18 protein-coding genes are annotated in these 22,606 nt (G+C 67.6%); 9 read left to right on the top strand and 9 right to left on the bottom strand.

Annotated features, from left to right (window positions below):
* Nucleotides 1–20: 20 nt before the first annotated feature.
* Genes bufB through ToN1_RS16420 form a run of 3 tightly spaced genes read left to right on the top strand, consistent with a single transcriptional unit; the run spans nucleotide 21 to nucleotide 2,216 of the window.
* Nucleotides 21–917 carry an MNIO family bufferin maturase gene (bufB, locus tag ToN1_RS16430; RefSeq protein ID WP_169204396.1) on the top strand — a complete coding sequence of 299 codons (897 nt, stop codon included), beginning with the start codon at nucleotides 21–23 and terminating at the stop codon, nucleotides 915–917.
* Entirely contained in the window at nucleotides 914–1,705 is a 792-nt protein-coding gene (locus ToN1_RS16425) for an HvfC/BufC N-terminal domain-containing protein (RefSeq protein ID WP_169204395.1), read from the top strand. Before bufB ends, ToN1_RS16425 begins: the two co-directional genes overlap by 4 nt.
* Complete coding sequence (locus tag ToN1_RS16420) at nucleotides 1,689–2,216, top strand: DoxX family protein (protein WP_244860803.1); 528 nt, start codon at nucleotides 1,689–1,691, stop codon at nucleotides 2,214–2,216. Before ToN1_RS16425 ends, ToN1_RS16420 begins: the two co-directional genes overlap by 17 nt.
* Nucleotides 2,217–2,234: 18 nt before the next feature.
* Here ToN1_RS16420 and ToN1_RS16415 read toward each other — a convergent pair whose 3' ends face one another.
* On the bottom strand, nucleotides 2,235–2,426 hold the full coding sequence (locus ToN1_RS16415; RefSeq protein WP_169204394.1) for a zf-HC2 domain-containing protein: 192 nt from the start codon (nucleotides 2,424–2,426) through the stop codon (nucleotides 2,235–2,237).
* Entirely contained in the window at nucleotides 2,420–3,052 is a 633-nt protein-coding gene (locus ToN1_RS16410; RefSeq protein ID WP_342344154.1) for an RNA polymerase factor sigma-70, read from the bottom strand. The genes ToN1_RS16415 and ToN1_RS16410 overlap by 7 nt, the downstream gene beginning before the upstream one ends.
* 184 nt (nucleotides 3,053–3,236) lie before the next feature.
* On the opposite strand from ToN1_RS16410, the gene ToN1_RS16405 reads away from it, so the two are divergent.
* The 4 genes from ToN1_RS16405 to ToN1_RS16390 are packed head-to-tail and all read left to right on the top strand — an operon-like array spanning nucleotide 3,237 to nucleotide 10,434.
* A complete protein-coding gene (locus ToN1_RS16405; RefSeq protein WP_169204393.1) occupies nucleotides 3,237–4,697 on the top strand; it encodes an ABC transporter substrate-binding protein in 1,461 nt (486 codons plus the stop codon).
* Nucleotides 4,694–7,288 (top strand): EAL domain-containing protein, encoded by a 2,595-nt coding sequence (locus ToN1_RS16400; protein WP_169204392.1) that lies wholly within the window; start codon nucleotides 4,694–4,696, stop codon nucleotides 7,286–7,288. Before ToN1_RS16405 ends, ToN1_RS16400 begins: the two co-directional genes overlap by 4 nt.
* A 6-nt stretch (nucleotides 7,289–7,294) precedes the next feature.
* Nucleotides 7,295–8,686, top strand: a complete 1,392-nt coding sequence (locus tag ToN1_RS16395; RefSeq protein ID WP_169204391.1) for a cyclic di-GMP phosphodiesterase — start codon at nucleotides 7,295–7,297, stop codon at nucleotides 8,684–8,686.
* A 50-nt stretch (nucleotides 8,687–8,736) separates the two neighbouring features.
* Nucleotides 8,737–10,434 (top strand): putative bifunctional diguanylate cyclase/phosphodiesterase, encoded by a 1,698-nt coding sequence (locus ToN1_RS16390; RefSeq protein ID WP_169204390.1) that lies wholly within the window; start codon nucleotides 8,737–8,739, stop codon nucleotides 10,432–10,434.
* Between the two features lie 37 nt (nucleotides 10,435–10,471).
* Here the strand turns inward: ToN1_RS16390 and ToN1_RS16385 are convergent, their stop codons facing one another.
* Both ToN1_RS16385 and putA read right to left on the bottom strand, forming a co-directional pair.
* Nucleotides 10,472–12,241, bottom strand: a complete 1,770-nt coding sequence (locus ToN1_RS16385) for an autotransporter assembly complex protein TamA (RefSeq protein WP_169204389.1) — start codon at nucleotides 12,239–12,241, stop codon at nucleotides 10,472–10,474.
* Between the two features lie 170 nt (nucleotides 12,242–12,411).
* On the bottom strand, nucleotides 12,412–16,071 hold the full coding sequence (gene putA / locus ToN1_RS16380; protein WP_169204388.1) for a trifunctional transcriptional regulator/proline dehydrogenase/L-glutamate gamma-semialdehyde dehydrogenase: 3,660 nt from the start codon (nucleotides 16,069–16,071) through the stop codon (nucleotides 12,412–12,414).
* 186 nt (nucleotides 16,072–16,257) lie between these two features.
* Between putA and ToN1_RS16375 the strand changes: the two genes are divergently transcribed.
* Nucleotides 16,258–16,737, top strand: coding sequence for a winged helix-turn-helix transcriptional regulator (locus ToN1_RS16375; RefSeq protein ID WP_169204387.1), 480 nt, complete (start codon nucleotides 16,258–16,260; stop codon nucleotides 16,735–16,737).
* Nucleotides 16,738–16,883: 146 nt separating this feature from the next.
* Here ToN1_RS16375 and ToN1_RS16370 read toward each other — a convergent pair whose 3' ends face one another.
* The gene (locus tag ToN1_RS16370) at nucleotides 16,884–17,885 is read right to left on the bottom strand and encodes a class 1 fructose-bisphosphatase (protein ID WP_169204386.1); all 1,002 of its coding nucleotides are present in this window, start codon (nucleotides 17,883–17,885) and stop codon (nucleotides 16,884–16,886) included.
* 205 nt (nucleotides 17,886–18,090) lie between these two features.
* Here ToN1_RS16370 and ToN1_RS16365 point away from each other — a divergent pair, with 205 nt between their 5' ends.
* Entirely contained in the window at nucleotides 18,091–19,356 is a 1,266-nt protein-coding gene (locus ToN1_RS16365) for a D-amino acid dehydrogenase (protein ID WP_169204385.1), read from the top strand.
* Nucleotides 19,357–19,402: 46 nt separating this feature from the next.
* Here the strand turns inward: ToN1_RS16365 and ToN1_RS16360 are convergent, their stop codons facing one another.
* The 4 genes from ToN1_RS16360 to ToN1_RS16345 all read right to left on the bottom strand — a co-directional run bounded on the left by ToN1_RS16360 (nucleotide 19,403) and on the right by ToN1_RS16345 (nucleotide 22,604).
* Nucleotides 19,403–19,849 carry a ClpXP protease specificity-enhancing factor gene (locus ToN1_RS16360; protein WP_169204384.1) on the bottom strand — a complete coding sequence of 149 codons (447 nt, stop codon included), beginning with the start codon at nucleotides 19,847–19,849 and terminating at the stop codon, nucleotides 19,403–19,405.
* Nucleotides 19,850–19,892: 43 nt separating this feature from the next.
* On the bottom strand, nucleotides 19,893–20,492 hold the full coding sequence (locus ToN1_RS16355; RefSeq protein ID WP_169204383.1) for a glutathione S-transferase N-terminal domain-containing protein: 600 nt from the start codon (nucleotides 20,490–20,492) through the stop codon (nucleotides 19,893–19,895).
* Nucleotides 20,493–20,586: 94 nt separating this feature from the next.
* Nucleotides 20,587–21,339, bottom strand: coding sequence for a cytochrome c1 (locus tag ToN1_RS16350; protein ID WP_169204382.1), 753 nt, complete (start codon nucleotides 21,337–21,339; stop codon nucleotides 20,587–20,589).
* A complete protein-coding gene (locus tag ToN1_RS16345; RefSeq protein WP_169204381.1) occupies nucleotides 21,336–22,604 on the bottom strand; it encodes a cytochrome b in 1,269 nt (422 codons plus the stop codon). The genes ToN1_RS16350 and ToN1_RS16345 overlap by 4 nt, the downstream gene beginning before the upstream one ends.
* Between the last annotated feature and the right edge of the window lie 2 nt (nucleotides 22,605–22,606).

Below are 22,606 nucleotides of genomic sequence, written 5' to 3'. Positions count from 1 at the left end.
ATGACAGGGGAGCGCCCGGCATGACAACCATGACAGCACGGCCTTCGCCCGCACAGGCCGCTGCCCTGCCCGCCCGCGCGGGCCTGGGCCTGAAGCCCGCGCACTTCGGGGAGATCCTCGCGACACTGCCCGAACTCGGGTTCTTCGAGGTGCATGCGGAGAACTACATGGTGCCGGGCGGTCCCTTCCACCATGCGCTGACGCGCATCCGCGAGCACTACCCGCTGTCGCTGCACGGCGTGGGTCTGTCGATCGGCGGCACCGGTCCGCTCGACGGCGCACATCTGGAACGCCTCGCGGCGCTGCTGCTACGCTACGAACCGCAGTCGTTTTCGGAGCACCTGGCGTGGTCGAGCCACGGCGGCGTGTTCCTGAACGACCTGCTGCCCCTGCCCTACACGGGCGAGACGCTGCGGCGCGTATGCGAACACGTCGACGCGGTGCAGGAGCACCTCAGCCGCCGCATGTTGCTGGAGAACCCGGCGACCTACTTGGAGTTCGCGGCCTCGACCTGGGCGGAGGGTGACTTCATCGCCGAGGTGGTGCGGCGCACGGGCTGCGGGCTGCTGCTCGACGTGAACAACCTCCATGTGAGCTGCGTGAACCACGGCCGCGACGCGCTCGCCTGTCTCGACGCGCTTCCGCTCGACGCAGTGGGCGAGATTCACCTCGCCGGCTTCGCGCAGCAGCAGGACGCAGCCAGCGCGCCGCTGCTGATCGACAACCACGGCTCCCCGGTGGCGCAGGCGGTGTGGGCCCTGTACGACGCCGCGTTGCAGCGTGTCGGTGCGCAACCGACGCTGATCGAGCGCGACCACGACATCCCGCCCTTCGCGGTGTTGCTCGCCGAGGCGAAGCTGGCCGAACGCCGGCTGAGCGCCTTGCGCACCGCGCTGCCCCCGGAGCTGGTGGCATGAACGGGCATGCAGACTTCGCCGCGGCGCTGCTCGACCCGGCGCACCCTTGCCCCGCCGGCCTCGTCGCCTGGAACGGGTCCGACCCCGCCTCACGTTTCGCCGTGTATCGCAATAACGTCGTCGTATCGCTGGTCGATGCGCTTGCAGACAGCTTTCCGGTGACGCTCGCCACGGTGGGCGATGCATTCTTCCGCGCGCTGGCGCGCGAATTCGTCTTCGCGAATCCGCCGCGCTCGCCGCTGCTGAGCCTCCATGGCCGCGGTTTCGCCGATTTCGTCGCGACTTTCGCGCCCGCCGCGAGCGTGCCCTGGCTAGCCGACCTCGCGCGGCTGGAGATGTTGCGCATCGAGGCCTACCACGCAGCCGATGCCGAGCCCCTGCCGGCAGCCGCCATCGCGGCCCTGCTTGCCGAACCCGAACGCCTGCCGGGACTGCACCTGCGCTGCCACCCGTCGGCCGCGATCCTGTGCTCGCCGTGGGCGGTGCATTCGCTGTGGGTGGCCCATCAGGGCGATCGCGACCCGTCAGCGGTGGATCCGTGCCGGCCGGAATCCGTGCTGATCGTGCGCAGCGGCGGCGAGGTCGCGACGGATGAGTTGCCGCAAGCGGTCGTCGCCTTCGTCGCTGCGCTGATGCGGGGCGAGAACCTGGCCGCTGCCGCACAGGCCGGGCAGTCCGTCGATGGCGGCTTCGACCTCGCCCTGGCCTTCGCGACGCTGCTGCACCGGCAAATCATCGTCACCGTCGATTCCGGATCAGGAGGACAAGATCATGAACGCCATGCCTGAAACCTTTCCGCATCGGAACGGGCCAACCGCCCCGCACGCCCTCCCGCATCGCGCGCTCGCGCTGCTGTCGCGCATTCCCGATTCGCTGATCGCCTTCGTCGCCCGTTTCTCGATCGCCGCGGTGTTCTGGAAATCCGGCCAGACGAAGATCGAGGGACTGGCGATCGACCTCGTCAGCGGCGAATTCCGGCTCGGCCTGCCGAGCCTGTCCGACAACGCCCTGTTCCTCTTCCGCGAGGAGTACCGCCTGCCGCTGATCCCGCCCGAGATCGCGGCACCGCTGGCCGCCACGGCGGAGCACGTCTTTCCGCTGCTGCTTCTCGTCGGCCTGGCGACGCGCCTGAGCGCCGCGGCGCTGCTCATGATGACACTGACGATCCAGCTCTTCGTCTATCCGGACGCCTACCCGACCCACGGCACGTGGGCGGCGGTATTGCTGTACCTGATGGCACACGGCCCGGGCCGGGTCTCGCTGGATCACTGGATCGCACGGCGCTGCGGCGGGCACTGAAGGGCGCGTGCCCAACGGCTACTTGTCCTTCTCGCTGCGCCCTTTCGCGTAGGCGCGCATCGCGCTGCGCAGGAAGGCCATCTGGTCGCCGAAATTGCGGCAGCCCGAGCACATCGCGACGTGCATGCGCAGCAGCGCCCGCTCCTTGAAGGTCAGTTCGCGCTCCTGGGCCTCGGAATACAGGCGCGTCGCTTCGCGGCAGTTCAGCATGCTCGCTCTCCGTCGAGGAACCAGCGGTTTTCGAGGCATTCGCGCAGGCGCACGCGGGCCCGGTACAGCATCACGTTGAGATTGCTCACGCTCACTCCGACCGCCGCGCAGATCTCGCCCGATTCGAGTTCGACGAACTCGCGCATCATGAATACCCGGGCCTGATTGGCCGGCAGATGTTCCAGACAGGCCTCGAACACCCGCCAGAACTCGCGTTCGCGCAGGGATTCCTGCGGATTGCCCCAGGCTACGGGACGTTCATCGACCTGCCAGTGACCGCTGCGGTCGAACAGCATGGAAAAGTCCTCCTCATCCTCCTCCTCGCGCAGCAGGCTGGAAGCGTCCACGAGCCGCATGCGCTGGCGCAGGATGTCCGCGATCTTGTGCCTGAGAATCGCGAACACCCAGGTCTTCAGCGCGGCCTGACCGGAAAACGCTGACGCATTGCGCAGCGCGCCGAGCAGGGCCTCCTGCACCGCATCCTCGGCGAGTTGCGCGTCCGACAGCTGCAAGGAAGCGAAGCGCAGCATCTGGCCGCGCAGAGCGGCGAGGAAGGACTCGTCGCGCAATGCCCCGGCCGGCGACGGACCTGCGACGTGGTCTCCGCTCAATGTCATTCCGCTCATGCATGCCCCTCCCCAGTCGCGCTCCGCGATCCCCGCCAGGCGGGCGTCCCACTCACGATAGCGCACGCCGCAGGACGTCGCCACGGCGCCTGCAAACATCCCTACGACATTAAACCCGTAACTTTGTGTGACAATAGCGCGGATACGCCTTAGGTCATAGCCAAACGAACGGATGCAACCAGCGATGCCTTCGAGAAAAATCCTTGTCCCGCTGTTTGCTGCCGCCCTGTGCACAAGCGCAGCGCTCGTCGCACCCGCAGCATCGGCCGGCGAGCAGGCTTACAAGGCCGTCGCCGCGGTGCGCAAGATGATCGCGTCGGGCGAGGTTCCTGCGGGTTCGCGGCTCACCCTGGGATTCAAGCAGGGCAACATGAACGCCTTCCTCGGCACTGATCTGGCCCTGCAGAAGGAATGGGAGAGCCTGACCGGCATCGTGCTCGATGTGCACACCGTGCCGCAGCAACCGATCCGCGAGACGCTGCGCGCCATACCCGACCTCGACATCGCCGTGGCGCGCAACCACGAGTACCCCGACCTGCTGGCCGACGGGCTGATCACGGACATCGGACCGCTCATGGTCGAATACGGCTATCGCCTCGACGACAACGCCACCGACGGCTACATCCGCCCCGAACTGCAGTCGCGGGTAGGCGAGCACACCGTCGCCATTCCGGCGGACGGCGACGTGGTACTGCTCTACCTGCGGCGCGACCTGATGGAAGACGAGCAGGAACAGGCGGCCTTCCGCAAGCTCCATGGACGCGCGCTTGCGGCGCCAAAGACCTGGGCGGAATACGAGGATCTCGTGCGATTTTTCCATCGCCCGGCGCAGGGCCTTTACGGAGCGGCGGAGGAGCGCGACGAGGAAGGCGCCTGGATGGGATGGATGCCGCGTTTCCTCTCCTCGGCCGCACCGCACGCGGAACTGTTCGACGAGCACATGCGCCCGCGCCTGACCACCCCCGGCGCCATCGCCGCCACCGAAAGCTACCTCGCCCTCGTGAAATACTCGCCGCCGGGGGCGACCGACCCGGGCCGGACCTACAACTTCACCCTGCCGCTGTTTGCCCAGGGCAAGGCGTTCGCGACGATGAACACCGTCGCCGCCGCACGCATGTTCAATTCCGAAGGTTCAGCGGTGCGCGGCAAGTTCCTCGCAGCCCCCCTGCCGGGCACGCGCGTGGACGGCCGCATCGTGCGCCACAACACGCTGATCTACGGCAACAATCTCGTAATCCCGAAGTCGGCCCGCAATGCCCGCCTCGCTCTCCTGTACGCGATGTGGCTGACTGATCCCGACGTCTCGACGCGGTCGATCGGCGTGGCGGGCGGCTTTGCCGACCCGTATCGCTGGAACCATCTGCGCGACGTACGCATCCGCAAGATCTACACGCCGGAAGCCCTCGAGACCTTCAGCGCGGAATGGGCCGTGACGCAACCGGCCGGCACCGGGCTGCGCGGCGATGCCCTGTATCTTGCCGTGCTCGACCGCAACCTCACGACTGCCGCCCGTGGCGAGATCGGCGCGCAGGAGGCGATGAGCCGCACCAGCGCGGAGTGGGAACAGATCACGGAGAAGCTCGGCCGCGCGGAGCAGATCCGGCAGTGGGCGGAGTTCCGCCGCCAGTTCGGTAAGCGCCAATGAATCTGCCGCACTCGCCCTCCGCTGCTGTCGCCGGACCGGTCCGCAGAAGTCCCTTCCGCCAGTCCCTGCTGGTGCGCCTTTCCATCATGTTCGCGCTGGGCGGGCTACTCGTGGCGGCCATCCTGGTCATCGGCAACCGCGTGCTCGAGGATGCCAAGCAGCGGCTCGAAAACACCGTCATCCGCCAGGTGCAGCCGCTCGCCGCGACTCATCGCCTGCAGACGCGCAGCAACGAGTTGCGCACGCTGGAGCTCGAATTGCCCACGGTGCGCGACGTGTTCGCGCTGCCGCAGTACGCCGAACGCATGCAGGTGGAAATCGAGGCGATGACGGCAGAGCTGGCACCCTTCCTCGCCGCGCTCGCGTCCACCCGTCCGGACGACGCGCGCCGGCTGGAAATGCACTGGTCCAACTACCGCGGCGACCTGCAGGAAGTCATCCATCTCGCGGGCAAGATGGATCTCGCGGCAGCCGAAGCGATCACCAGCACGCGCACGCGCACCGCGCACGCGGCGATCTCTTCGATCCTGCGCGAACTCGTGAGCACAACCGAGCAGGCCGCAACCGAGGCCTACCGTCAGGCGCGCGAAGAACAGCAGCGGCAGCAACGCTTCTTCCTCATGCTGTCGCTGGGCGGTTTCCTGTTCCTCGCGGCCGGGCTGGTCGTGTTTGCACGCTCGCTCTCGCGCCGGCTGCGCACGGTACGCGATGCCGCGACCCGACTTGCCGCGGGCGAACACCGCACGCCGATCGCGATCTCCGGCGACGACGAGATCAGCGATCTGGGCCAGGCGTTCAACGCGATGCAGGAGATCGTCGTGTCGCGAGAACGGAGCCTGCGCGCCGCCCAGGAGGAGCTCGAGGATCGCGTGGCGCAACGCACGCAGGCGCTCGCGACGGCCAATGCGCGGCTGTGGATGCTGTCGCAGGCCGTCGAGCAGAACCCCATCGGGGTGCTGATCGCGAGCGCGGACCGGCGTGTGGAGTACGCCAATGCGGCCTATGTGCGGGTGACCGGCCGTCCGGCAGACGCGCAGCTGGCAAGTTCGCTGCCCGAGGCAGCCGACCCGGAACGCAGCCGGCAAGTCGACGCCGAATTCCGCGCCGCCCTGCTGGCCGCCCGGGACTGGGACGGCGAACGACGCAGCCGCCGCCCCGACGGCAGCGAATACTGGGAGCATCTGCGCCTGGTCACGATGCGCACCGAGCAGGGTCGTCCCGAACACCTCCTGCTGATGCGCGAGGACATCACCGAACGGCGCACGCAGGAAGAGAAGGTCGCCTACCAGGCGTACTACGACAGCCTCACCGCGCTGCCGAACCGCACGCTGGCGCTCGACCGCCTGCAGCAGGCAACTGGCCGCGCGGCGCGCGAAGGCACGATGTGCGCCGTGATGTTCATCGACCTCGACAACTTCAAGCAGATCAACGACACGCTCGGCCACGTCGCCGGCGACGAGTTGCTGTGCCAGGCGTCGGTGCGCCTGCGCTCGGTGATCCGCGCCGAGGACACCGTCGCGCGTCTGGGCGGCGACGAATTCCTGATCATCCTCGGCATCGCGCAGGCGAGCGACGCGGATGCGGTCGCCACCAAGATCATCCAGGCCTTCGCGCCGCCCTTCGAGATCGAGGGACGCGAGTTCGCGGCCTCGCCCAGCATCGGCGTCTCGCTCTTCCCCGACGACGGCAACGAACCGTCCGTGCTGCTGCGCAATGCCGACCTGGCGATGTACGAAGCCAAGGACGCGGGCCGCAACACCTTCCGCTTCTTCAACCAGAAGATCCACGACGATTCGGTCGCGCGCATGGAGATGGAGCGCGAACTGCGCGGCGCGCTGGAGCGCGGGGAACTGCAGGTGCATTTCCAGCCGCTCGTGGCCGCGCGCGACTGCCGGCTGGTCGGCGCGGAGGCGCTGCTGCGCTGGACTCACCCGGTGCTCGGGCGCGTGCCGCCGGATCACTTCATCCCCATCGCCGAACAAAGCGGCCTGATCGTCGCCATCGGCAACTGGGTGCTGGATGAGGCCTGCGCCCACGCGGCACGCTGGCGCGAGTCCTGCGACGGCGAGTTCGTGATCGCCGTGAACGTCTCGCCGCGCCAGTTCGCCGCCCCCGGCCTCGTGGACACCATCCGGGCCTGCGTCGAACGCCATGCCATTCCGCGCAACCAACTCGAAATCGAGGTCACCGAGGGCCTGCTGATCCGCAACCCGGCCGAGGTGCGCGAGGCGATGCTTGCACTCGAGGAAATCGGCGTCACCGTCGCCCTCGACGACTTCGGCACCGGCTACTCGTCGCTGAGCTACCTGCGCGCCTTCCCCTTCCATACGATCAAGATCGACCGCAGCTTCATCCGCGACCTCTCCGAAGACGCCGAGGACTGCGCACTGGTGGTCGCAGCAATCCGCATGGCGCGCGCGCTGGGCCTGCGCGTGGTCGCCGAGGGGGTCGAAACCGAGGTGCAATCCCGTTTCCTCGCACATCAGGAATCGGACGTGCTGCAGGGCTATCTTTTCGGCCCGCCGATTCCGCCTGAAGATTTTGTCGCCGATTGGGTGCACAATCCTATCCGTCGAGCATCGAAATCATGAGAGGACATGGGCAAGGACGGTGCAACGGGATCGGGCAGACCGGAAGCTGACGGCAAGCCGGGCGGGCGGAGGGAGCTGATCGCAGCGACCGATGCGCGCCTGGGCATGTTCGTCGTCGAGCTCGACCGACCGTGGATCGGTACGCCCTTCCTGATGCAGGGCTTCCTGATCGAAGACGCAAGGACGCTCGAGCAACTCGGCGAATGCTGCCGCTTCATCTACATCGACCGCAGCCGCTCGGTCGGCGAGCACTATGCCCCACCGCAGGAAGATGCCGCCCTGCCGCACGCCCGCCATGCAGCTGCGCGCCAGGCGGTGAGCGACGCCGGCACCGGCGGAAGCCCGCTGAACTTCATGGACGCGCTTGCGATCGTGCGCAAGGGCGGCCTCGACGCGGCCGCTGCACGCCGGCTGGCCGGCGAGGCGATCGCCGACCGGCCCGAAACCCAGGCCGTCGAACGCGAGCTGGTCCGCGCCTCTCCCCTGGTGGCCGAGGCCGAAGCGGTGTTCGAGCAAGTCATCGCGGACGTGCGCGAGAACCGCAGGCCGGACATCGTCCAGGTGACCGAGAGCGTCGACGACATGCTGCAGAGCGTCAAGCGCAACCCCGACGCCCTGCTCTGGCTGATCCGGCTCAAGCAATACGACCGCTACAGCTACCACCACGCGCTCGACGTGACCGTGCACCTGCTGGTATTCGCGCACTGCATGGGATTTTCGGAAGACGGCGCGACCGTGCTGGGCGTGGCCGGCATGATGCAGGACGTCGGCAAGATCCGCCTGCCCGAACGCGTGCTGCAGAAGGCCGGACGCTTGAGCCGGCTCGAAATGGAGATCGCCAAGTCGCACGTCGAGTTCTCGGTCGAGATCATCCGCCAGGATCCGAACCCCCTGCCCGGCCTGATCGAGATCGTCAGCCGCCACCACGAACGTATCGACGGCTCCGGCTATCCCGGCGGGCTGCGCGGCGGCGCCATCGGCCTGCGCGCCGAAATGGCCGGCCTCGTCGATACCTTCTGCGCGATGACCAGCAAGCGCGCCTACGACGAACCGCTGAGCACCCAACGCGCGCTCGAAGCGTTGGTGCGCCAGCGCGAGACGCGCTTTTCGGGTAATGTCGTCGATGGCTTCATCCAGTGCATCGGACTCTATCCGGCCGGCACGCTGGTCGAACTCAACTCCGGCGAGGTGGCCGTCGTCATCGCACAGAACCGCGTGCGGCGCATGCAACCACGCGTGCTGGTGCTGCTGTGCGCCGACAAGACGCCCAACCGCCATCCGCCCACATTGGACCTGCTCTATTCACCGCTGACTCCGGCCGGCGAACGCTACCGCATCCTGCGCGCACTACCCAGCGGCGCCTACGGCATCAATCCGTCGGAGTTCTACCTATCCTGAACGCGAACCCGTCCGCCCCCCCGAGCCGAGCCGCCGACGCACTCGCTGCGGTGGCGTTTTCCACGGCCGACGCAGCGGCCTTGCGGGCGTTCGCGCTGACCGTCCCGGCCGGCGCGCTCGACACCGCGTTTGCCGCGAGCGTCGCGCACAACAACGCCTATCCGCCTGCACCCGTCGATACCGTGCTGTATGCGCGGCTACTCGACCGGCCGCAGTGGGGTACGGACGAATGGTTCGACTCGCTCGCCGCGACATGGCTCGACTGTCAGCAGCACGGCAGCCCCCCGACCCTGCCGGCCACAGCGTGCGCCTGCCTGATCGAGGCGGTACGCTCGGCGCTGCGGGCCGACGGCAACCCGCCGGGGAATGCGGATTGCGACATCGTCGTCGCGGCCGCGAAGCTCGCACAGGCCGTACAGGCGACACTGGCAACCGCCGCGCTCGCACGCGTGGACCAGCGCCTGGCGGCAGGCGAGGGAGTCGACCTGCTCACCGGCCTGCCCACGCGCACGCAGTTCGTACACACGCTCGAACGCTGGATGAATCAGGTGGAGCGAAAACCGGTCGGGCTGCTGCTCCTGCACGTCACCTGGGGAGCGGGAAGTCCGCAACAGCTCAGCGCCCAGCGCGACCGGCTGCGCAGGCAACTCAGCGATGTCATGAGCAGCGCGATACGCCCGGTCGACATGCTGTGCTCGATCGCCGATCAGGAATGGGCGCTGATCATGCCCGAGCTGCGCAGCACCGGACAGGTGCAACTGGCCGCGCGCAAGCTGATCGAGATCTGCGAACGCTCGCCCGAACACGGCATCCCGCACCTGCGCGGCGCGATCCATGCGGGCACCGCGTGCGCCCCCGACGACGGCGACACGGCCCACGATCTTGAGCACGCTGCCCGCGCCGCGCTGCTTCGCGCGATCCGCGCCGACATGCCGGTGGTGTGCTTCCACGCCGACATGATCGCGCGCATGGAGCACGAACTCGACCTCGAGCGCGACATCGCGCGCACCATCGCGCATCCACCGTTCGAGGTCTGGCTGCAACCGCAGATCCACCTCCCCACCGGCCGCTGCGCTGGCGCCGAGGCGCTGCTGCGCTGGCAGCGCGACGACGGCGAATGGGTATCCCCGCCGAAGATCATCGACATCGCCTGCCGCCTCGGGCTGATGCCCGACCTGTCGCGCTGGATCCTCGGCCAGACGGTGCGGACATTGTCCGAGCTCGCTGCCCTGGGCATCGACATCCCCGTATCGCTCAACCTCGTCGCCGAAGACCTGCACGACGAGGACCTCCCTCACCTGGTCTCCCAGGCCCTCGCGACCTGGCGAGTGCCGGCGCCCAGCCTCGTACTCGAGGTGACCGAAGGCGCACTCATTTCCGACCGCGATCGCGCCGGGCGCGTGATCCAGGCCCTGCGTGCGCTTGGCTGCGGCGTCTCGCTGGACGACTTCGGCACGGGCTTTTCCTCGTTCGCCTACATGCGCGACCTGCCGGTCAGCGAGCTCAAGATCGACCAGCTCTTCGTGCGCGACATGCTGAGCTCGACCCGCGACCATGCGATCGTCGCCACGGTGCAGGCACTCGCGCACGGCTTCGGCATGCGCGTGGTGGCCGAAGGGGTCGAGGACCAATCCACGGCAGACGAGCTCCAGCGCATGGGCTGCGACCTCGCGCAGGGCTTCCTTTACGCCCGGGCGATGCCCGCGCCCCATTTCGTGAACTGGGTAATGGCACGCAACGGGGAGTGAGGCGGCTCCTCCGAAAGGAATCCCGTTCGAGCTTGGGTCAGAACGCGATCGCGATGCCGAAGTGCAAGCGCAGGCGCCGCTCCGCCTGCCCCCACGCGAGATCGAGGGCGAGCGGGCCGGCCGGACTCTTCCAGCGCGCCCCCACGCCATAACCCTTCTTCAGCTCAAAGATGTCGCGGTCGTCCGCCGCATCGCCCGCATCGACGAAGGCCGCTGCCCCCCATTGCGGCCCGAACCAATGCACGTACTCCGCGCTCGCCGCAGCGAGGTAGCGCCCGCCGACGATCGCGTCCGCCTCCCGCACACCGAGGCTCTGGTAGGCATAGCCGCGCACGGTCTGCGTACCGCCGGTACGGAAGAGGAAGTCCTGCGGCACGCCGTCGCGGCCCTTCGCCAGCGTCGCGCCGCCTTCCGCGCGCAGGATCAGCACGTCGCGCGTGGCCACCGGCACGTAGCGCACGTATCGGCCATACAGGCGCACGAAGTTCTGGTCCGACAGCAACGCCCGCGAACCGCCGCCGATCTCGACCTGCAGCACGTCGCCGCGGCGCGGATCGAGCGCGTCATCGACCATGCGCCGCGTCCACGACCAATTCAGCGTCAGCGCCTTGTGCCGGGTCGTGTCGCCGCCGTCGAGCTTGCGCTCCTCCTGCTGCAGGCGCAGCGCGAGCCGCGTGTCTATCGTGCCGCCCGCCATCGCGCGCGTGTTCGTACGCGCCACCCCCACCGCCTGGGTCGTCAGTGTCAGCCCCTCGACGGTACTGCGTTCGGCCGCCGCGCCGACGCTGTCGCGATGGCCTTCCGACGCCGGCGGCAGGAACACGTCGGCAAACAACGACTGACGCAACTGCTCCACCCGCAGCGCGCTCGCGAGCTCCCAGCCGCGACCGAAGAGGTTCACGTCGCGCCAGCTGATCTCGCCGCGGAAGCCGGTATTGCTCGAATAGCCGGCGCCGAAACCGAGCTGGCGCGAACGCGCCTCGGAGACCTGCACCCGCACCGGCACGGCCGCGGCGAGCGCAGGGTCCCGCTCGATGTCGACCACCACGGATGCGAACTGCGGGACGTTCTGCAGCGTGCCCTGCAGCGCCAGCAATTCGTCCTGGTTGAACGGGCGGCCTGGCTGCAGCCGGTTGAAGCGCGCCACCAGATCGGGCGGGAGATGCTTCAGACCCGACACCTCGATGGGGCCGAGGAAGAAGGGCGGCCCCGAATCGACGGTGACGGCCAGGCGCACGGTCGCTGCATCCGGATCGACCTCCGCGCGGCTTTCGGCGATCCGCGCGGCCGCGTAATCGCGCGAGGAGACGTCGTCGAGCAGGCGCCGCTTGGCGTCGTCCCAGGCTGACTGGCGGAACACCTGCCCGGCGGCGAGCGCCCAGGCATTCCTGAGCTGCACGCGCCGCGCCGCGAGCGCCTCGCCCTCGCCGGCCAGCGCGCCCTCGAACCGGACGTCGACGGCGACGACTTTCGCTGCGGTGCCGGGCACGACGGTGAGCTTCCAGTCGTCCTCGTCCTCGCGCTCCAGCTTCACCTCGGGTGAGAAATAGCCCTCGGTCGCAAGCAGCTCAGTTGCTTCGCGCCGCGCCCGGCGGGCGAGCGCCACGCGGTCGGCACGCTCGGCGGGCAGGGTCTGGTCGCTGCGATTAAGGATGCGCAGGTGCCGCTCGAGCAGCGGACGCACCCCTTCGGGGGCCTCGAGCTGCACGCGCAGCGGCTGCTGCGCCGCCGCGAGGGGCTGCAGCACGGCAAGGCACAGCGCGGCAAGCACGCGCGCACCGGACACTCGGACGCGACGGACGGTCATGCCCGGATTGTACCGGCCACGGCCGCACCCCGTGCGTCCCGGACCGACGCTGCGGCGCTCCGTCACCTCATAAATCGGGCGACGAATACCGTTCGGGTTGAGGCTGTCGAAAGCGTGCGAGATGCCTTCGACAGGCTCGGTCCGAACGGATATATTGAGACTACCCGTCCTCAGTTGCCCATCGCCATCAGGCTCGCATTGCCGCCAGCGGCCGCGGTGTTGATGCTGAGCGTGCGCTCGGCCACCAGCCGACCGAGGTCGTACTCGGGCAGCGGACGTACCAGCGGCAGGATCGGCCCGTCGCGCCGCGCAAGGCGCACGCGCCACTCGTCCGCTGCACCCTCGTCACCGTCGAACAGCAGCGCCCCGAATTCGCCGTCGAACCACTTCGCGTCGACACGCACGCAGCGCGCGATCTCAGCCGGGAGTGCGTCCACGAACCGGCGCGCGAGCGCATCGTCGCCCAGCACGAGGCCGTTGCCGGTCGCGAGCGCCGCCATCAACTGGTGGAAGTAGCCGGCCATCGAACCCGCCACCGCCGCCACCGTGCCGCGCGGCCGGAAACTCAGGCTGTTGTCCTCGCCGGTCGGCCCGGGGAGTGCGAGCCGCAGGTTGGCGAGATGATGGCTGCGGTAGGCTTCCGCACGCAGGCGCAGCGCCATCGTGTCGTCGCCCTCCACGAGCGCCCGCCCGGCCTCGTCGACCCACGCGGCGAAACGCTCGAACAGGTCCGGCACCGCGGTCGCCGTCGGGAACTCCACGCCCGGGCTGCGGCGCAGCAGACGATGCAGGTACAGCGGCCCGCCCGCCTTCGGTCCGGTGCCCGAGCGCCCTTCGCCGCCGAAGGGCTGCACGCCGACAACGGCACCGATCATGTTGCGATTGACGTAGATGTTGCCGACATGGGCGCGCGCGACGACGTCGTTGATGGTTTCGTCGATGCGCGAATGGATACCCAGCGTCAGGCCGTAGCCGGTGGCGTTCACCTCGTCGACGACGCGCATCAGCTCGCGCGCGGGGAAGCGCAGCACATGCAGCACCGGGCCGAAGACCTCGCGCTGCAACTGCGACAGGGAACGGATCTCGATCATCGTCGGCGGCACGAAGGTCCCCTTCGCGCAGTCGGCAGGCACGGGCAGCTGGAACACCTTCGCGCCGGCCTTGCGCATCGCCTCGATGTGCGCAAGCAGTCCGGCCTGCGCCTCGGCGTCGATCACCGGACCGATGTCCGCACGCACGTCGGCGGTGTTGCCAACCGTCAGCTCGCGCACCGCCCCTTCGATCATCTCGATCACGCGGTCCGCGATGTCCTCCTGCAGGCACAGCACGCGCAGGGCTGAACAGCGCTGGCCGGCGGAATCGAAACTCGACGCGAGCACGTCGCCGACGACCTGCTCGGGCAGCGCCGTGGAATCGACGATCATCGCGTTCTGGCCGCCCGTCTCGGCGATCAGCGGCACGTCACCCCCACGCTCGGCGAGCGTGCGGTTGATGATCATCGCGACCTCGGTCGAGCCGGTGAACATCACGCCGCGCACGCGCGCATCGCGCACCAGCGCCGCGCCCACGACCTCGCCGCGGCCGGGCAGCAGCTGCACGACCGCGTCCGGCACGCCCGCCTCACGGAACAGGCGCACCGCCCAGGCGGCGATCAGCGGCGTCTGCTCCGCCGGCTTCGCCAGCACCGGATTGCCGGCCACGAGTGCCGCGGCGACTTGCCCGGCGAAGATCGCCAGCGGGAAGTTCCACGGGCTGATGCACAGCACCGGCCCGAGCGGCAGGTGCTGTGCGTTGTCCAGCTCACGCGCCTGCTGCGCGTAGTAGCGACAGAAATCCACCGCCTCGCGCAGCTCGGCGATGGCGTTCGACCACGACTTGCCTGCCTCGCGCACCGCGAGCGCGATCAGCGCCGGCCCGTCGCGTTCGAGCAGATCGGCGGTGCGCTCGAGGCACTCTGCGCGCTGCACCGGCAGGCGCGCCGCCCAATCGTGGGCAGCCGCTTCGGCCGCGCGCAGTGCCGCCTCGACCTCGGCCAGGTCCGCCTCGATGACCTCCCCGACCACGTCCTCGAGGTCGGCCGGATTGCGCACCGGCTGTGGCGCCCCCTGGATCACCAGACCGGCCACCAGCGGCCCCGCCGAGTGACGCTGCCTGCGGCTGTGCGCCAGCGCGGCAGCGATGGAGGAACGCACCGGTTCGCTCGACAGGTCGAAGCCCTGTGAATTGCGCCGCCCTTGTCCGTACAGATCCTTCGGCAGCGGAATGCGCGGATGCGGCGAACCGGCGAGCGGCTCGGCCAGCGCCACCGGGTCGCGGACGAGCTCCTCGACCGGCACGTTCTCGTCCACAATCAGGTTCACGAAACTGGTGTTGGCGCCGTTCTCGAGCAGGCGACGGACCAGATAGGCGAGCAGCGTCTCGTGGCTGCCCACCGGCGCATAAATCCGCACCATGCGGCGCAGCGCGGGATCGCCGACGATCTGGTCGTACAGCGGCTCGCCCATGCCGTGCAGGCACTGGAACTCGTATTCGCCGTCGCGGTAGTCACCCTCCGCCATGTGCATGACGGAGGCCATCGAGTGCGCATTGTGGGTGGCGAACTGCGGGTAGATCACGTCGCGCGCGGCGAGCAGTTGCTTCGCGCAGGCAAGATAGGACACGTCTGAGTACACCTTGCGCGTATAGACGGGATAGCCCTCCAGGCCGTCGATCTGCGCGCGCTTGATCTCGGCGTCCCAGTAGGCGCCCTTGACGAGGCGTACCATCAGGCGCCGCTCGTTGCGGCGGGCGAGATCGACGATCCAGTCGATCGCGAAGGGGGCGCGCTTCTGGTAGGCCTGCACGACGAAGCCGATGCCGTCCCAGCCGCCGAGATCGGGGTCCTCGACCAGTGCTTCGAGCAGGTCGAGGGAAATGTCGAGGCGGTCGGCCTCTTCGGCGTCAATGTTGAGGCCGATGTCGTAGCCGCGTGCCAGCACGCACAGCTGCTTGAGTTTCGGCAGCAGCTCGTCGAGCACACGCTCGCGTTGCGCCCAGTTGTAGCGCGGATGCAGCGCCGAGAGCTTCACCGAGATGCCGTTGCCCTGGACCACGCCGCGCTTCGCGGAGGAGTTGCCGATCGCGTGGATCGCGTGCTCGTAGTCGTCGTAGTAGCGCTGCGCGTCGGCCGCCGTCATGGCGGCCTCGCCGAGCATGTCGAAGGAATAGCGATAGCCGCGCGTCTCGCGCTCGGCGCCGCGCTCGAGGGCCTCCTCGATCGTGCGTCCGGTCACGAACTGCTCGCCCAGCAGGCGCATCGCGAGATCCATGCCCTTGCGGATCAGCGGCTCGCCGCCACGCGTCAGCAGTTTCGAAAGCGCGCTCGCGAGCCCTTCCTCGCTGCGCGTTGCGACCAGCCGACCGGTGATCAGTAGGCCCCAGGTCGCCGCATTCACGAACAGCGACGGGCTCTGACCGAGGTGGGCACGCCAGTCGCCGCGCGACAGCTTGTCGCGGATCAGGCGGTCGGCGGTGACCTTGTCGGGCACCCGCAGCAGCGCCTCGGCGAGGCACATCAGCGCGACGCCTTCCTGACTCGACAGCGAGAACTCCTTCATCAGCGCATCGACGCCGCTGGAACGGGCGCGTTTCGAGCGCAGGCCGACGACGAGCTGACGCGCGAGATCGTGGATGCGCCGCTGCAGGGCCGCGTCGACGCGGGCGGCGTCGACGAGCGGGGGCACGCATTGCGGCTCGGGGCTACGATAGGCGTCGAAGATGCGCCGGCGCAGTTCGGAACGCGGCTGGTCCGGGATGGCGGCGAGGAGGTCAGGCTTGTTGTAGGTGCTCATGGGCGAAAACTCCGCAAAGGATTCCCGGCGGGGTCTCCAGCCGCCGGCCCGGACGGGCGAAGCCGCCCGTCGAAAACCCGATTCTTCACCCGGAATCGTAGTTTATGGCTCCGAAATTCGCTTCCAATAAGTCATAATTCCTGCGGAAATAGATTTCCTCAGACGATCGACCTGCAAGCGAATGGAATGGACCGCATAGATTTCAAGATTCTCGCCGAATTGCAGAAGGATGCCCGCCTGTCATTCGTCGAGCTCGCGCGCCGCGTCGGCCTGAGCAAGACGCCGTGCGCCGAGCGGGTGCGCAAGCTGGAGGAAAGCGGCGTCATCCGCGGCTACCATGCGGACCTGGACCCGGTCGCGATGGACCGCTCGCACGTCGTGATCGTGCAGGTGCTGCTGAGCGGCACGACCGCGCATGAACTGAAGCTCTTCAACGAAGCAGTCCAGCGCATCCCCGAGATCCAGACCTGCCAGATGATCGCGGGCGACTTCGACTACCTGCTGACGGTGCGCACACGCGATATCCAGACCTACCGTAGCGTGCTGGGCGAGAAAATCTCCGAGCTGCCGTGCGTCAAGCAGACGCACACCTACGTCGTCATGGAGGTCGTCAAGGACGAGAAGACGATAGAGATCCGGACCGGCGAGGGACGACGGTCGGGGTAAGGGGCGGCGTTCCCGATCAAGAAGCGTCGGGTCGGTGCCTACGTGATCGAGCCCGCGGTCCGGCGCCCTCTGCCGGGCAGGCGCTCGCGGCCTTCGGCTTCCCGGTCCGCACTCGGGCGGGCGCCCCGACGGGGCGCCCGCCTTGCTCAACCCTCGAGGTGATACTTCGTCACACGCTCGACTTCCGCCGCCGAGCCCAACACCACCGGCACGCGCTGGTGCAGCTTGGTCGGCTGCAAGTCCATGATGCGCTCGCGGCCCGTCGTCGCCGCGCCCCCCGCCTGCTCGATGATCATTGCCATCGGATTCGCCTCGTACATCAGGCGCAGCTTGCCACCCTTGTCGCGGCACTTCTCGTCCAGCGGATACATGAAAATGCCGCCACGCGTCAGGATACGGTGCACGTCCGCGACCATCGACGCCACCCAGCGCATGTTGAAGTCCTTGCCACGCGGGCCCGTCTTGCCCGCCTGTAGCTCGCCGATGTAGCGTTGCACCGGCGGCTCCCAGAAGCGCGCATTCGACGCATTGATCGCGAACTCCTGCGTCTCGGCCGGCACCGTCATGAAGGGATGGGTGTAGATGAAACTGCCCATCTCGCGGTCCAACGTGAAACCATGCACGCCGTTACCCACGGTCAGGATCAGCTGCGTCGACGGCCCGTACAGCGCATAGCCCGCGGCAACCTGCTCACGGCCCGGTTGCAGGAAGTTCTGCTCCGTCGGCTCGCCGTCGCCCTCCGGATTGCGCAGCACCGAGAAGATCGTACCGACCGAGATGTTCACGTCGATGTTCGACGAACCGTCGAGCGGATCGAACAGCAGCAGGAAACCGCCCTTCGGATAATCGAAGGGGATCTGGTGCACCTCCTCCACCTCCTCCGAGGCCATCGCAGCCAGATGACCGCCCCACTCGTTCGCCTGCAGCAGGATCTCGTTGGCGATCACATCCAGCTTCTTCTGAGCCTCGCCCTGCACGTTGTCGGTGCCCGCCTCGCCGAGGACGCCGGCGAGCGCACCCTTCGACACGTTGACGCTGATCGCCTTCACGGCGCGGGCGACGACCTCGATCAGCAGGCGCAGCTCGGGCGTGGTCCGGCCCGCGCGCTGCTGCTCGATCAGGAACTGGGTTAGCGTGACGCGTCGCATGAAATGACTCCTTGTGGCTCCGGCCGGGCCGGATGCGGATAGTTGCGCAAGCTGGAAAAAGCGGATTATCCCGCGTACCGCGGCCGAGCGCATCAAGATCCGCGCACCCGCAGCCCGCGAAGAGGTTATGATCGACTTCCCGCGGGCTTCCCCGCGCAGCGGCGGCCACGGCCCTTCCGGCGACCGCAAGACCCGATCACTCACTATGCACGTTCTGGTTCTCGGCGCCGGCGTCACCGGCGTCACGACGGCTTGGTATCTCGCCAGGGCCGGATTCGAAGTCAGCGTTGTTGACCGCGAGCCCGCGGCGGCACTCGAAACCAGCCGCGCCAACGGCGGCCAGATCTCCATCAGCCACCCGGAACCCTGGGCCAACCCCGGCGCGCCGCTCACCGCACTGCGCTGGCTCGGGCGCGAGGACGCTCCGCTGCTGTTCCGCCCCCATGCCGACAGCGCGCAGTGGCGCTGGGCCATGTCCTTCCTGCGCGAATGCCTGCCCGGACGCACCCGCCGCAACACCGCGGCGATCGCCAGCCTCGCCGTGCATAGCGGGCAGAAACTGCGGGAGCTGCGCGCTGAGACGGGCCTCTCCTACGACCACCTCGAGCGTGGCATCCTGCACCTGTTCTTCACTCCGGCGGAATTCGCGCACGCGCGCGCGCGGGTCGCCGAGCTCGCCGCCTACGGCATCGCCGCACGCGCCTGTGCGGCCGATGAGTGCGTGACGCTCGAACCGGCGCTCGGCGCCGTGCGCGCCCAGCTCGCCGGCGGCCTGTATGCACCCGGCGACGAATCGGGCGACGCCTGCCGCTTCACTCAGGGACTGGCGCGGCTCGCCGCCGAAAGCGGTGTGCGTTTTCACTACGAGACGACGATTACCAGCCTCTCGCGCACGAGCGGAGCCATCGACGCAGTCGTGGTGCGCGATGCGCAGGGCCGCGCGGGTGCGCTGACCGCCGATGCCTATGTGGTTTGCCTGGGGAGCTACGGCCGCGCGCTCGTCGCCCCTCTCGGCGAAACGCTGCCGATTTACCCGGTGAAAGGCTATTCGATCACCGCGCCCATCGTCGATCCCGCGCGCGCGCCCAGCGTCAGCCTCACCGACGAATCGCGCCGCATCGTGTGCTCGCGCCTCGGAGAGCGCCTGCGCGTGGCCGGCACTGCGGAGCTCAACGGCTTCGACACGACCATCAACACCGCACGCTGCCAGGCAATTCTGGATTGGATCGAGGCGCGCTTTCCAGGCGCTGTCGACCTCGCTCGGGCGGAACGCTGGACCGGCCTGCGGCCGGCGACCCCCGGCAATATTCCGCTGATCGGGCGCAGCCGCGTGTCACGCCTGTGGTACAACACCGGACACGGCACACTGGGATGGACGCTTGCCTGCGGTTCGGCGAGCGCGCTCACCGAACTCATCCGCGGCGGTCGTCCGCCGGTGGAGCATTTTCCCTTCCTCGACGGGCGCCGCTGAGCACCCTTCGCCGCGCACGGCGAAGGGTCGCCCGCCCCAAGGTCTGCTACTTGACGACCTTGAGGTGATTGCGACTGGCGCTGCGCCCTGCCGCCGACGGCGTGTCCGGCCCATCGCCGTCACCCGCGTCGGAACCGACCTCGTCCGTCGCATCCTCGTCGGCCAGCGGCTCGCTACCCGCGACTTCCTGCTCGAAGGCCATGCCATGCCCGTTCTCGCGTGCGTAGATGGCCAGCACATTGGCCACCGGCAGGGACAACGCATGTGCCACGCCGCCGAAACGGGCCTGGAAGGTGATCAGGTCGTTGCCCATCACCAGATGGTTGGTCGCGTCCGGGGCGAGGTTGAGCACGATCTGCCCGTCGCGCGCATAGCCGGGCGGAACGACGGTGCGTTCGTCCACGGCAACCGCGATGTAGGGCGTGAAGCCCTGGTCGAGACACCAGTCGTAGATGGCGCGCACCAGGTAGGGTTTGGTCGATACCTTGCTCATGGATGGGATCCGTGGGGCCCCGACTGGCGGGGCCGCCTGCGCGTCAACGACGCATTACCTTTTCGGACGGTGTCAGGGCGTCGATGAAGCCCTGGCGGCTGAAGATGCGTTCGGCGTACTTCATGAGGTTCGCGGCCGCCTTTGGCAGCTCGATACCGTAGTGCTCGAGACGCCACAGCAACGGGGCGATCGCGACGTCGAGCATCGAGAACTCGTCGCCGAGCATGAACTTCTGCTTCGTGAAGATGGGTGCGAGCTGGACGAGCTGGTCCCGCACATGCGCGCGGCTCTTCTCGACCGTGCCCTTCTGGTTCTTCTCCAGCGCCTCGATGTGCGAGAACAGCTCGTGCTCGAAGGTGTGCAGCAGCTGGCGTGCGCGGGCACGCATGATCGGGTCGGGCGGCATCAGCTGCGGATGCGGAAAGCGCTCATCGATGTACTCGTTGATGATGTTCGACTCATACAGGATGAGGTCGCGATCCACCAGAACCGGCACGCGGTTGTACGGATTGATGACGGCAATATCTTCCGGTTTGTTGTAGAGATCGACGTCGATGACTTCGAAGTCCATCCCCTTCTCGAACAGCACGATCCGGCAGCGATGGCTGAACGGATCGGTGGTGCCGGAATAGAGGTTCATCATGGTGTTACTGCTCCCGATACAAAAACAAAGCGCACCACGCGAGGTACGCGTGGTGCGTCAGACTTCAAGGCGCCGAATCAGTTCGCGCCGACGTTCAATGAATGTCCTTCCAGTAGTTCTTCTTCAGCGCGAAGCTGAGCGCGAACAGGCCGGCCAGGAAGATCAGCACGACGACGCCGATGGTCTTGCGCTTCTCGGCGACCGGCTCGCCCATCCACACGAGGAAGGAGACGAGATCCGCGACGGTCTTGTCGTATTCCTGCGCCGACAGCTTGCCGGGCTTCGCCAGTTCGAGCTCGATCGACTTCACGCCATCATGCTCGGTCACCTTGCCGATCTGCTCGCCCTGCAGTTCCCATAGCGCATGCGGCATGCCGACGTTCTCGAACACCTTGTTGTTCCAGCCCGTCGGACGATTCGGGTCGCGATAGAACTGGCGCAGGTAGGTGTAGAGCCAGTCGGCGCCGCTGCCAAACTCCGATGCGCGCTGACGCGCGACCAGGGTCAGGTCGGGCGGGGTCGCACCGAACCAGGCCTTCTGCTCCTTCGGACTCGCCGAGACCTTCATCAGGTCCCCGATGCGCTCACCCGTGAACATCAGGTTGTCGCGGATTTCCTGCTCGGTCAGGCCGATCTGCGTCAGCGTGTTGTAGCGTACGAAGCTCGCGCTGTGGCAGTTCATGCAGTAGTTGACGAAGGTCTTCGCACCCGCCTGCAGGGCGGCCGGATCCTTGCTCACCGGCGCCTTGTCGAGATGCAGCACCGCACCGGCAGCCAGCGCCAGCGTCGGCGCGAACAGCGCCGCAGCGGCCAGGCGCTTCAGGGTCTTGATCACGTTGATAGTCATTTGAAAGTCACCCTATCCGGTTCGGGTTTGCACTTGTCGAGTTTGCTGTACCAGGGCATCGCCAGGAAGAAGGCGAAATAGATCACCGAGCAGATCTGCGCCACCAAAGTACGACCCGGGGTCGGCGGCAGAACGCCGAGGTAGCCGAGGATGAAGAAGGCGACAATGAAGACCGCGAGGATGCCCTTGAACAGACCGCCCTTGTAGCGAATCGACTTCACCGGGCTACGATCGAGCCACGGCAGGAAGGCGATGATGACGACCGCAGCGCCCATCGCGACAACACCCCAGAACTTCGCGTCGATGCCGAACAGCGGATAGGTCACCGCGCGCAGGATCGAGTAGAAGGGCGTGAAGTACCACACCGGAGCGATGTGCAGCGGGGTCCTCAACGGGTCGGCGGGGACGAAGTTGTTGTACTCGAGGAAGTAGCCGCCGCCTTCCGGGGCGAAGAACACGATCGCCGTGAAGAAGATCAGGAAGCCGACTACGCCGACGATGTCCTTCACCGTGTAGTACGGATGGAAGGGGATGCCGTCGAGCGGGATACCGTTGGCGTCCTTCTTCTTCTTGATCTCGACACCGTCGGGGTTGTTCGAGCCGACTTCGTGCAGCGCGACGATGTGCGCGAGCACCAGGCCGATCAGCACCAGCGGCACGGCGATGACGTGGAAGGAGAAGAAGCGGTTCAGCGTGGCGTCGGACACGACGAAGTCGCCGCGGATGACGACGGACAGGTCCGGGCCGATGACCGGAATCGCCGAGAACAGGTTCACGATGACCTGCGCGCCCCAGAACGACATCTGGCCCCACGGCAGCAGGTAGCCCATGAAGGCTTCAGCCATCAGCGCCAGGAAGATCAGCGTGCCGAAAATCCAGATCAGTTCGCGCGGCTTGCGGTAGGAACCGTAGAGCAGGCCGCGGAACATGTGCAGGTAGACGACGATGAAGAAGGCGGAGGCGCCGGTCGAGTGCAGGTAGCGGATCAGCCAGCCGCCCGGGACTTCGCGCATGATGTACTCGACGCTGGCGAATGCAACGGGAATGCCCGAGGCGTTGAGCGAGGCATCCGGCTTGTAGTGCATGACCAGGAAGATGCCGGTCAGGATCTGGATCACCAGCACCAGCAGCGCGAGCGAACCGAAGAAGTACCAGAAGTTGAAGTTCTTGGGCGCGTAGTACTCGGACAGGTGCGCCTTCCAGGTGGACGTCAGCGGGAAACGCTCGTCGACCCAGTTGAGCAGTTGTTGTGATTTTGTGGTCATCG

The organism is Aromatoleum petrolei (assembly GCF_017894385.1).
GTDB classification, from domain to species: Bacteria; Pseudomonadota; Gammaproteobacteria; order Burkholderiales; family Rhodocyclaceae; genus Aromatoleum; species Aromatoleum petrolei.
The sequence above is the reverse complement of the archived record's forward strand: the minus strand, read 5'-3'. Positions and strand labels throughout refer to the sequence as shown.